The organism is Blautia sp. HCN-1074 (assembly GCF_037890165.1).
In the GTDB taxonomy this organism is placed as follows: Bacteria; Bacillota; Clostridia; order Lachnospirales; family Lachnospiraceae; genus Blautia_A.
In genome coordinates this window covers 76102-86743 of record NZ_JBBKBP010000019.1, presented here as the reverse complement: position 1 = coordinate 86743, position 10642 = coordinate 76102, and the positions used below count along the sequence as shown (strand labels likewise).

General features: G+C 41.7%; 10 protein-coding genes and 1 pseudogene. 8 read left to right on the top strand and 3 right to left on the bottom strand.

Annotated features, from left to right (window positions below; genetic code table 11):
* From WKT11_RS14810 to WKT11_RS14800, 3 genes are all read right to left on the bottom strand, one after another.
* On the bottom strand, positions 1 to 248 hold a 248-nt coding region (locus tag WKT11_RS14810), incomplete at its 3' end, for a YdcP family protein (protein WP_117964071.1).
* A gap of 15 nt (positions 249 to 263) precedes the next feature.
* Positions 264 to 590, bottom strand: a complete 327-nt coding sequence (locus WKT11_RS14805) for a YdcP family protein (protein ID WP_008792581.1) — start codon at positions 588 to 590, stop codon at positions 264 to 266.
* 236 nt (positions 591 to 826) lie between these two features.
* Positions 827 to 3877 (bottom strand): SrtB-anchored collagen-binding adhesin, encoded by a 3051-nt coding sequence (locus tag WKT11_RS14800; protein WP_340285174.1) that lies wholly within the window; start codon positions 3875 to 3877, stop codon positions 827 to 829.
* Positions 3878 to 4324: 447 nt separating this feature from the next.
* Between WKT11_RS14800 and WKT11_RS14795 the strand changes: the two genes are divergently transcribed.
* The 8 genes and pseudogenes from WKT11_RS14795 (at position 4325) to WKT11_RS14765 (ending at position 10639) form a co-directional block, all read left to right on the top strand.
* Entirely contained in the window at positions 4325 to 4795 is a 471-nt protein-coding gene (locus WKT11_RS14795) for a flavodoxin (RefSeq protein WP_117677272.1), read from the top strand.
* Positions 4796 to 4894: 99 nt separating this feature from the next.
* Positions 4895 to 5662, top strand: a complete 768-nt coding sequence (locus tag WKT11_RS14790; RefSeq protein WP_117677271.1) for a carboxymuconolactone decarboxylase family protein — start codon at positions 4895 to 4897, stop codon at positions 5660 to 5662.
* A gap of 26 nt (positions 5663 to 5688) precedes the next feature.
* On the top strand, positions 5689 to 6693 hold the full coding sequence (locus tag WKT11_RS14785) for an aldo/keto reductase (protein WP_117677270.1): 1005 nt from the start codon (positions 5689 to 5691) through the stop codon (positions 6691 to 6693).
* Positions 6694 to 7134: 441 nt separating this feature from the next.
* The gene (locus tag WKT11_RS14780) at positions 7135 to 8433 is read left to right on the top strand and encodes an MATE family efflux transporter (RefSeq protein ID WP_117677278.1); all 1299 of its coding nucleotides are present in this window, start codon (positions 7135 to 7137) and stop codon (positions 8431 to 8433) included.
* Between the two features lie 218 nt (positions 8434 to 8651).
* Positions 8652 to 8821, top strand: a pseudogene (locus tag WKT11_RS20080) (transposase); the annotation flags it as partial.
* Between the two features lie 172 nt (positions 8822 to 8993).
* A complete protein-coding gene (locus tag WKT11_RS14775) occupies positions 8994 to 9209 on the top strand; it encodes a hypothetical protein (RefSeq protein ID WP_117677269.1) in 216 nt (71 codons plus the stop codon).
* On the top strand, positions 9209 to 10108 hold the full coding sequence (locus tag WKT11_RS14770; RefSeq protein ID WP_117677268.1) for a hypothetical protein: 900 nt from the start codon (positions 9209 to 9211) through the stop codon (positions 10106 to 10108). Before WKT11_RS14775 ends, WKT11_RS14770 begins: the two co-directional genes overlap by 1 nt.
* A gap of 201 nt (positions 10109 to 10309) precedes the next feature.
* Positions 10310 to 10639 carry a PadR family transcriptional regulator gene (locus WKT11_RS14765; RefSeq protein WP_117677267.1) on the top strand — a complete coding sequence of 110 codons (330 nt, stop codon included), beginning with the start codon at positions 10310 to 10312 and terminating at the stop codon, positions 10637 to 10639.
* Positions 10640 to 10642: the final 3 nt, after the last annotated feature.

Below are 10642 nucleotides of genomic sequence, written 5' to 3'. Positions count from 1 at the left end.
GTATCGGCTACTGGATTGACAAGCTCCACAACCGCATTGTACGGAAATTCCCTTAACGGTACTTCTGGCGGTACGGACACGGGGATAATTCCACCATGCAGACTGCACTTCAAATCATAGATACGCTTTTTAAGCTGGGTACTCGGTGTCCCGTCCTCATTCTGCAAGAACACATCTCGCACCGCTGTAAATTTTAATTCTCCAAATGTTTTCTCTTTGTCAATAACAAACCCGTTTGATAATCTCATAAATTCTTCACTCCTTTACTTTTCTTCAACTGCTACAATATCATCAGCAAGCAACACATAATCGGTATGTCCCATATCCCCGATTGCGTAACCTCTGCCATATAACTTCGGATTGACAAGTTTTACTTTCTGTTCATACTTGAAATGCTTTTCGCCAGCCTGCACGGGAATTTCTACCACAACATTTTCGCCTTTTTGTACGTCAGAATAAAGGTTATAGCTTCGTCTGGCTAAGACCCTGCGGTTATTTTTATCTCTTTCAAAGACTGGCTCACTTTCGCCTGCAAATTCAAGAGTTCCAAAAGACTGTGCCATATCTGGCACGACATATTTCATTTCCATAGTGTTTTACCTCATTTCTTTCTATTTTTGATAAGTTTTTTGATTGTGATTTCTTATTCTGGCGGTTTGGGAAGTACCAGCAATCCCCCAGATAGTAAAGGGTAAAATCAATGCTTACGCACCCTTGACTATCCGTGTTCTTGCAGGTAAGTAGCAGACAATCCAGAATAAGCGGAAGTCTGCCGACACGGTATCGGCGGAGAACGTGATTTTTCTTTTCTCATACCGTTACCGCCTTATGATTTCTTCATTTTACGGCGTTTGCAGAAGAAGATACCTGCCAGTCCAGCACCAGAAGTCAAAAGAAGTGCAAGCAGTCCGTAAAGGTTTGTGCTATCGCCAGTTTTTGGACTGTCTGTTTTATGCGGTGTATCTGGTGTCTGTGGTGTTTCGGGTTTCTTTGGTTCTTCTGGGACTTTGGTTTTTTCCTTAAAGGTAATCGTCTGTCCCTTATCCTCAATATCCTTATGCTCGGTAACTTTCTTCGGCTCGTCTGGATTGCTTAAATCGTACAATTCTTCAAAAGTTACAAGCTGTTTGCCGTCAAGAGAAGTAGCGTCAAAGGTAAAGGCAACTTCCACTTTCATAGTTTCGCTGTCAGCAGTAAAAGTGTAATCACTTTTCACACGTTTTCCATTGATAAGAAGCTCTGCATTTTCTTCTTTCAACATCTGCCAGCCCACAAGTTTGTACTGTGTACCGACTTCTAAGCCCTCTAAGATTACGGTATCAATGATTGTAACGTCTTTTCCAGCTTCAAGCTCTTTGTTGCCGTCCTTATCCGTAGCAGTCGTATGAATTTTGACGATACGCTCTGTGATAAGTACCGTCTGTCCGTCGTCCTCAATGTCTTTATGTTCCGCAACTTTTACGGGTTCGTCTGGATTGCTTAAATCATACAATTCTTCAAAGGTAACAAGGTTTTTGCCACCTAAAGCAGACGCATTAAATGTATAGGAAATTTCCACTTTCATTTCTTCATCATCAGCGACAAAGGTATAATCATTTTCCACACGTTTTCCATTGATAAGAAGTTCTACATTTTCTTCTTTTAACATCTGCCAGCCTTTTAACTGATACTTTGTGCCTTTTGTAAGTCCGTCTAATTTGACAGTATCAACAATCGTAATCTCTTTTCCTGCAAGGATAGTCTTTTCGCCGTCTTTGCTGGTCGCTGTGGTATGGATAGAGATTTCTTTTTCGTATTCATCAGTCAGCGTTCCTAAATCAATCACAAGGTTATTTCTTGATACCACGATTTCAAAAGGTGGGATAAGTTCAAAACCTTTGTTACTATCAGAGCGTAATTCTTCAATGATATAGGTATCATAAGGTAACGCACCTTTGCTGTCATCTGGTTCAGAAGTTCCAAACCACACACCGTCCTCGCTGGTCTTTCCTGCGTTTGTATTGTGCTTATGAGAAGCCCATTCAGCAGAAGTGGAGAATTGCCCGTTATCATCAGTTACCACGACATGATTTTCGCCCGTCATCTTGCTTGTGATCCTAAAGGGAACATTAGCAAGACGCTTGTGTGTACCTGCACCGATTTTTACACCCTCAATATCTCCACGCTTAATCTGATTATAGATAGAATGAGCTTCGTCGGTTAAGTCCACGATTTTTCCGTTTTCTGTGATTGTAAAATCAATCGGCTTTGCACCGTCAGTTAAGTAACCGTCGGGAGCTTCACTTTCAACGATACGGAATTTTCCATAAGGTAAAAGGTCAGAAGAAGTAGAAGCGACACCCTCAATATCGGTATGGATTGTTTTTACCACTTCATTTTTCTTGTATAATTTGCCCTCAACCAATACCGCATTATCATTTAAGGAAATGATGTCAAAAGCAGTATCTTTCAAGGTAGCACTTCCTTGTGGCTTTGTATCGCCCGTTTCTAAATCTCGTTTCTGAATTTTCACACCACCACGGATAACCTTGTCTGATACAGAAAACTGGTTACTTCCAGTAAGTACGGCAAGGTCGCCGTCCTCTGTAATCTGTGTTACATATAAGCCTTTTATCTGTTCGGACTTATCGCCAGCCTGCATATATGCACCGTCTAACAAGTAGCCGTTTGGAGCTTTCGTTTCCTCAACGGTTAGCGTTCCAAGTGGAAGAACCGCCTTGCCGTCCTGCATATAGAAGCTATCGCCAGATACCTTGTATGCGTCCGCTAATTTTGCGATGTAGTGAGTTGTCCCGTCGCTGTCTGTTTCAGCGATTGTCTTTGTAACCCATGTACGAGTAGCTTCGGCAGGGAGATTGTCTTTATTATAGAAGCCTGCATAATACTTCCATGTAAATTCCGCACCTGCTAAAGAAGCGTTCCCTTGCGGATTGTCTTTCTGTGTTTCCATATCAATCTTGAAAAGCTCAATCAAAGTGTCCGTTACTTTTGGCGTATCTGATACTTTCAAAATTGCTGTCTTTCCAGCTTCAACCTTTAAGGAATATATATTTGTATCAACCTTATATCCTGCTGGTGCGGATAACTCCTTGATATAAACTGTGCCAGCCTTTACCTCTACAACATCTGTATTTCCGTTTTCATCAGTCGTAAGGGTGGCAAGCTGTTTCGTACAGTCCTTATCAGAAAAGACACCATAGGTTGCACCTGCAATAGAGTAATTCCCGTTACCGTCGGTAATGCTGGTATTACTGGAAGTCTTTTGCAGTTTCGCATTTCCGACATTCAGCTTCGCCCAGAATTGTCCTAATTCCTGCCCCTCGCCAGAGTAGATATAACCGCCACATTCATAGCGTCCTTTATTTTCTTTGATAAAGGCTTTTGCACCAGAGAAAACTTCGTCCTGTGTTGCCTTTGGAATTTCATCATAAGAAGCTCGCACGTTATCACATTGCCAGCCAAAATGTACGCTCAATCTCTGCCAGACTACACATTGTTCCAACAGATAGACTTGTTTGTAGTTCAGTTCCTTGTGAGCTTCGCCATACTGTTTGACATACTCTAAGGATAACGCCACATCTGAAATCTGGTCAGCACTCATGCGTGAGCTTGCGTCAGCTCTGGTCTTGTAACCGTTCTTAAAGTTTGTGTTAATGTCGATACAATAGGCAGTTTCGCCCTCGACTTTCATATAGCCCTCATTGAATGTCGAACCGATAGAACCGTCATTCATTACTTTTTCAATGATACCGACACGCTCTGCACTTTCCGTCCAGTATTGCTTACTTTCTGCATGGACGGGTGTAGTCGGTAAAGCAGTAACGACAGTTGCAAGAGCTAAGAAGCCCGTACACAATCGTTTTAACATCTTTTTCATAAATCTAATGCTCCTTTCATTTTGGGTAATAAAATAGCCGTCCAATAAGAACGGCTGGAAATAGAAAAGGAACGTCATGTTAGGCGTTCCATAGTCTATGAGTTATTCAATTTTTTCTTATTTTAATACTGATGTGCTGTACCATATCTTTGCATATCTAGGAAAACTTGCGTATCAAGGCTCATTCGTTAGTAGTAAATAAGTAGTAAATTGATGTATTTGTTTTCTTGAAAATGCTGATAGATACTGTGTTTTAGCGGATAATCAGATTTTTATTGTGTTTTTAGTACAAAAAATTATACCGAAATAGTCTTATAATACAAAAGTCTTTCGGACGGGATAGCACTGCGGCAGAAATGAATCAGATTAAAACTACTAACCGCAGGTGAGAGATTCTGTAGGCAGGATTCTTTTTACAAAGTAAAGCTTACAAGGAGGAATTTTATCATGTCAAAAAAATTAGTAGCTTATTTCAGCGCAAGCGGAACAACAAAGAGAATCGCAGAAATGGTTGCCGAGGCAGCAGGTGCAGATCTGTATGAAATCGAACCGACTGTACCATACACAAAAGCAGACTTAAACTGGATGGATAAAACTTCCAGAAGCAGTGTGGAAATGAAAGATAAAACATCCAGACCGGAAATCAAACCAACGGACGCAAAAGTAGCAGATTACGATGAAATTCTCATCGGCTTCCCAATCTGGTGGTATGTAGCACCGACAATTATCAATACATTCCTGGAAGCTTATGATTTCACAGGAAAGAAGATCACACTTTTTGCAACATCTGGTGGAAGCGGATTTGGAAAAACAGTACAGGAATTACAGCCATCCGCACCGGGCGCAGAAATCCGTGAAGGCAAACTTCTCAATGACGGAAGCAAGCAGGCAATTGAGAACTGGGTTAAATCTTTATAAGAATCAAACAGGCAAATAATGAGGTTAGGGTCAAAAGACTTTTTGAGCCTGGTATCATAAGACAACAGAATTGATAACATAAAGCTGGAGGTAATTATAATGGCAAAGATCGTACAGACCGCAGGCAGAAACGCACTCGGAGAATTTGCTCCGGAATTTGCACATTTCAACGATGATGTACTTTTCGGAGAAAACTGGAATAATCAGGATATCGATGTAAAAACAAGAAGCATTATCACAGTTGTAGCATTAATGGCATCCGGAATCACAGATTCTTCTCTGAAATTCCATTTACAGAACGCAAAAGATCATGGCGTTACACAGAAAGAAATCGCAGCGATCATTACTCATGTAGCATTCTATACAGGCTGGCCAAAAGGCTGGGCGGTATTTAATCTGGCAAAAGAAATCTGGCAGAATGGCGAAGGAGACCTTTCATATGAAGATGAAGCCATGAGAGCACATGCCAAATCCATGGTATTCCCAATCGGTGCACCAAACGATGCTTTTGCCCAGTATTTCGTAGGACAGAGCTATCTTGCACCTGTATCCACAAGTCAGGTTGGAATTTTCAACGTAACCTTCGAACCGGGATGCAGAAATAACTGGCATATCCACCATGCAAAGAGTGGCGGTGGTCAGATTCTGGTATGCGTTGCAGGACGCGGATACTATCAGGAAGAGGGAAAAGAAGCAATCGAAATGAAACCGGGCGATTGCATCAATATTCCGGCAGAAGTAAAACACTGGCATGGCGCAGCACCGGACAGTTGGTTCTCACATCTGGCAGTTGAGGTTCCGGGAGAAGAAGGCTCCAATGAATGGTGCGAAGCAGTTTCTGATGAAGAATATGGGAAACTGAAATAATCATTAGAGCAGGAAGAGAGGACACAATGGAATACACAAAACTTGGAAATACTGATATTGAAGTATCAAAGTTATGCGTAGGCTGTATGAGTTTCGGAAAAGCAGGTACGATGCATGACTGGACACTGGACGAAAACGACAGTGAAAAGGTAATCAAACATGCCCTTGATCTGGGTATTAACTTCTTTGACACAGCCAACGGCTATTCCGCAGGAACAAGTGAAGAATATCTTGGCAGAGCCTTAAAGAAAAATATCGCGAGAGATAAAGTCGTCATTGCCTCAAAGGTTTATTTCAATGAAGGCCGCCTTTCCCGTCCTGCGATCATGAGAGAAATTGACGGCACTCTCAGCCGTCTTGGAACAGACTATCTTGACTTATATATTATCCATAGATTTGATTTCGATACCCCAATCGAAGAAACCATGGAGGCACTTCATGATCTGGTAAAAGCAGGCAAGGTCAGAGCTATCGGCGCGTCTGCAATGTACGGTTATCAGTTTTATAATATGCAGCTTGCTGCAAAAGAACATGGCTGGACACAGTTCTCTACCATGGAAAATCACTACAATCTTCTTTACCGCGAAGATGAACGGGAACTGATCCCAATTTGCAGACAGATGAATGTTTCCTTAATGCCATACAGCCCTCTTGCAGCCGGACATCTCACAAGACCACAGTGGAATACAGATACTCTCAGAAGCAAAACCGACAGAGTTGCCATGGGTAAATACGACCGGATGGAAGAATATGACATGAAGATCGTTAATCGTGTCAATGAACTTGCACAGAAATATAATTGCAAAATGTCCCAGATTGCAATCGCATGGCAGTGGGCAAAAGGCATCGCTTCCCCAATCATCGGTGCCACAAAAGCTTCCTACCTTGACGATGCAGCCGGTGCCCTGAATGTAAAACTTACGGCAGAAGACATTGCATATCTGGAAGAAATGTATGTACCGCATCCAATCGTAGGAGCCATTGACCACAACCCTGCACAGGGTGTGATGCTGCTGGATGAGAAAAAATAAAACGGTAACCTTTCAGTATTTAACCGAATCAAATAGCGAAAACGGATGATTTTATCTGCCTGATCAGGATAGCAGAATAAAGAATGTCTGCCAGATTTTATAAAAATAAACACCGTCGTATTGATATAAAGAATTATACGGCTGTGTTTATTTTTTATATCATAAAGAATTACCCCGTAATGTTCCTATGATACAAAAGCCCTCTGGGTAGGATGATTGATAAACTTTACCTCATAAAATAAAAACGGGTATAAAAATAAGATGAATTCTGATATACTGGACAGAAGTATAATTCTATAGATAATGTATCTGAAGAACATAAAAAAGAAGCCAGATAAATAACGGCTTAGAGATTCCGAGAGAGTATTGTAGTAGAATGGAGAAGAAAAAGTGAATAAAAGAACAAACAATGATGTGTTTTATCACAAACTATGGGGGTTGATGTTCCCTATTGTATTGCAGAATCTGATGCTTGCACTGGTCGCCGTTGCTGATGCTTTTATGCTTGGCGGCATGGATCAGAATTATATGTCTGCAGTGTCGCTGGCAACACAGATTCAGTTTATCCAGAATATGTTTCTGTCCGCTGCAACAGCCAGCCTTGGTATCTTGGGAGCGCAATACTGGGGAAAAGGTGATGTTAAGACTCTGGACGAGATTTTCTGCATGGCATTGCGGCTTTGTGGACTGGTATCAGTAATATTCTTTGCAGCCTGTGTATTTGGCGGCAGATACCTCATGCTGATCTTCACAAATGAGAGTGTCCTGATTGATTATGGTGTAAGCTACCTTCGTATAGCAGGCTTTTCCTATTTACTGACAGGAATTTCGCAGTGTTATCTGGTTATCATGAAAACAAGCGAACATGCCAGAACAACAGCTGCGATCAGTTCTGCAACTGTCTGCCTCAATATTATTTTGAATGCAGTATTTATTTATGGAGCTTTTGGAATTGAGGCGATGGGAGTCCGGGGAGCAGCCCTTGCAACATTGATTGCAAGAATCGTGGAATTGACCTATTCGGTTGTAATATCTTACAGAAAAGGGTATATTCATCCACAGATGTATTTTTTATTTCACAGAAATAAACAATTGTCCAGGGATTTTTCCAAGTGTGCGATGCCGCTCCTTGGTGCCTGCCTGTTTTGGGGAATTGGATTTACTTCCTATTCATCCTTTATGGGACATCTTGGAGTAGATGCAGCTGCGGCGAACTCTGTTGCTGCCGTTGTGAGAGATGTGGTATGTTGTCTGAGCGCGGGAATTTCCGGTGCAACCGGAATTATGGTTGGAAATGAACTTGGAGCCGGAAATCTGAAGCGAGGAAAGGAATACGGTATCCGTCTTCTGAAAATCTCCTGCATATGTGGAGTTGTGGCAGCCCTTTTAATGTGTGTGACAGCACCGATTGTGTTGCATTTCGTGAAGCTGACACCGCAGGCAACTACATATTTGAAAGGGATGTTCGGAGTCATTGCTGTCTATATGATCGGACGTGCGATTAATGATGTAACGATTAATGGAATTTTTGGCGCAGGTGGTGATACATTGTTTGATATGTACAGCCTGGCAGTATGCATGTGGTGCCTGGCAATTCCACTGGCGGCAGCAGGAACTTATTATTTCCATTGGCCAGTTGTGGTAGTTTACGCCTGCACTTGTATTGATGAAGTCGGTAAACTGCCATGGGTACTTCATCACTTCCGAAAATATAAATGGGTAAAAGATCTGACACGTTAAAGTGTATTTGGAAAAATGTATTAGAAAAATACCGTTACAAACATGAATAAAGCTATGATGTAGCGGTATTTTTATGGGGCGTCGGGAAATAGATAGTTCCGAAACAGGGAGGGCATGACTCACAACGAGTCATACCCTCCCTGAATTTATCTGAAAAAAGAAAAAAAAGATGGCTAACGACAACCATCTTTCTCTCCGTTATATGTTATAATGTAACTGTGCTAACCAATAATTATTATAATGATTTTTTTGAATTAGGGCAACTGAAAATTAACTTTAGTTTCTTCGAATTGAGTTTACCTAACGACGATCCAGTCTATACCCTAAAAAAGTGATGGAGGAATTAGATTTTTCTGGCTTGTTAGCCAATTGTTCGGATAAGGGAAGACCCGTAAACGTGCGTTCTTTCTTTGAGTAAAAAATTTGCGCGTCTAACTCATCACTAAAGTAACGAGAATGCGATGCGCAGTTATTCAAACACGCTCCAGGATCATATAGACACAAAAAGAGGGCAGTGTTATAATTTTTCCTAAAGAAAATGCGATATGGGAGGTACCAGAATGTCTAAAGTTGTAAAGCTTTCATCCGTAATGAAACGGGAAGAAAAATTAAAGGAAATCTATGAAGGTCTGGAAGAAATAAAAGATCAGCTGACAGCACTGATCGATGAGTATGAAGAAGAGGAGACACACACAGGAAAAGCAGATGAACTGATCGAAGCCCTGGACGCTCTTGAGGATGCTTCGGAAACCATAGAGGATGTACTGGAAGATTAATGAAGGAGAATGCATATTTTCACCTGCCCGGGCTGTTTGAGTTTTATGAGTTGTACCGGATGTTTCTGCCATTATTCCGGGAACACAGGGAATATTTTTACGACTGGTGTGGAATTGGCTCCATATATGGTGCTCCGGCAGATTGTATCTGGGGTGGAGGCAGGGCTGGCTTCGGAGAGAATGATCCGGAGGAGGTTCTTGAACTAATGCAGGAATATGGGATTTCTGCCCGGCTGACTTTCAGCAATTCCCTGCTTCGCCAGGAGCACCTTTCAGACAGAAAATGCAATGCACTGTGCCGGTTGTTTGAGAGAAACAGAGAACCGCAAAACGGCGTGATCATTTATTCAGAACTGCTGTTGGAATATCTTAAGGAGCAGTATCCGGGACTCTATTTTGTTTCCACCACTACCAAGGTTCTGACAGATTTTACACAGTTTGAAGAAGAAATCCGGAGAAAAGATTTCCGTTATGTTGTGCCGGATTTCCGGCTAAACAAGGCTTTTGATAAGTTAAATACATTGTCTCAGGCTGAGAAGGACAAAGTAGAATTTCTCTGCAATGAATGCTGTTGGTTCGGCTGCAGGGACAGAAAAGCCTGCTATGAAACGGTCAGCCGCAAGAATCTGGGCGAAAACTGTCCGGAGCATCACTGCAAGGCACCGGACGGGTCGAGGGGCTATCTTTTTTCAAAAGCTATGGAGAATCCAGGGTTTATTGGAATCAATGATATCCGGGATATCTATCTGCCAATGGGATTTTCAAATTTTAAAATAGAAGGAAGAGGACTCGGCAGTGCCCTGATACTGGAATTTCTGCTCTATTACATGATCAAGCCGGAATACCAGATACATGTCAGAGAAAAAATCTATCTGGACAGTATGCTGGATCTGTTTTGAGAGATTTATACCACCGCATTGTGTTACTATATGACAATGCGGTGGTTTTTCTGTCCGAAAAAGTATGTAGATACCTGAACTCGGTTGCCGTAGCAGTGAAGTTTTTAAAAATATCCCGGAAACAGTTGACATAGTATACAGATTCTTATATTATATAGATAACCGATATATAGACAACCTATACAATAGGAGGTGAATACTATGGCAATTGAAAAATCACTGGTTTCCGGGAGTATGACAATGCTTATACTGAAATTGCTGTCAGAAAAGGACATGTATGGATATGAGATGATCGATACATTGCGGCAGAAATCTCAGAATGTGTTTGAACTGAAAGCAGGAACTTTGTATCCATTACTGCACAGTCTGGAGGATAAAGGATTTCTGACAGTATACGAACAGGAGGCAGCCGGAAAGACCAGAAAGTATTACAGCCTGACCAGACAGGGAAGGGGATTTCTGGAAAAGAAAGTAGAAGAATGGAAAGAGTATTCTGCAGCAGTGAGCAATGTGCTTGTAATGGAGGTGTGATCT

Coding starts and splice junctions, on each gene's coding strand:
- WKT11_RS14780 (WP_117677278.1), top strand. CDS start 7,135: ATGTTCCCTATTGTATTGCAGAATCTGATGCTTGCACTGGTCGCCGTT.
- WKT11_RS14770 (WP_117677268.1), top strand. CDS start 9,209: ATGAAGGAGAATGCATATTTTCACCTGCCCGGGCTGTTTGAGTTTTAT.
- WKT11_RS14795 (WP_117677272.1), top strand. CDS start 4,325: ATGTCAAAAAAATTAGTAGCTTATTTCAGCGCAAGCGGAACAACAAAG.
- WKT11_RS14775 (WP_117677269.1), top strand. CDS start 8,994: ATGTCTAAAGTTGTAAAGCTTTCATCCGTAATGAAACGGGAAGAAAAA.
- WKT11_RS14765 (WP_117677267.1), top strand. CDS start 10,310: ATGGCAATTGAAAAATCACTGGTTTCCGGGAGTATGACAATGCTTATA.
- WKT11_RS14785 (WP_117677270.1), top strand. CDS start 5,689: ATGGAATACACAAAACTTGGAAATACTGATATTGAAGTATCAAAGTTA.
- WKT11_RS14800 (WP_340285174.1), bottom strand. CDS start 3,877: ATGAAAAAGATGTTAAAACGATTGTGTACGGGCTTCTTAGCTCTTGCA.
- WKT11_RS14805 (WP_008792581.1), bottom strand. CDS start 590: ATGGAAATGAAATATGTCGTGCCAGATATGGCACAGTCTTTTGGAACT.
- WKT11_RS14790 (WP_117677271.1), top strand. CDS start 4,895: ATGGCAAAGATCGTACAGACCGCAGGCAGAAACGCACTCGGAGAATTT.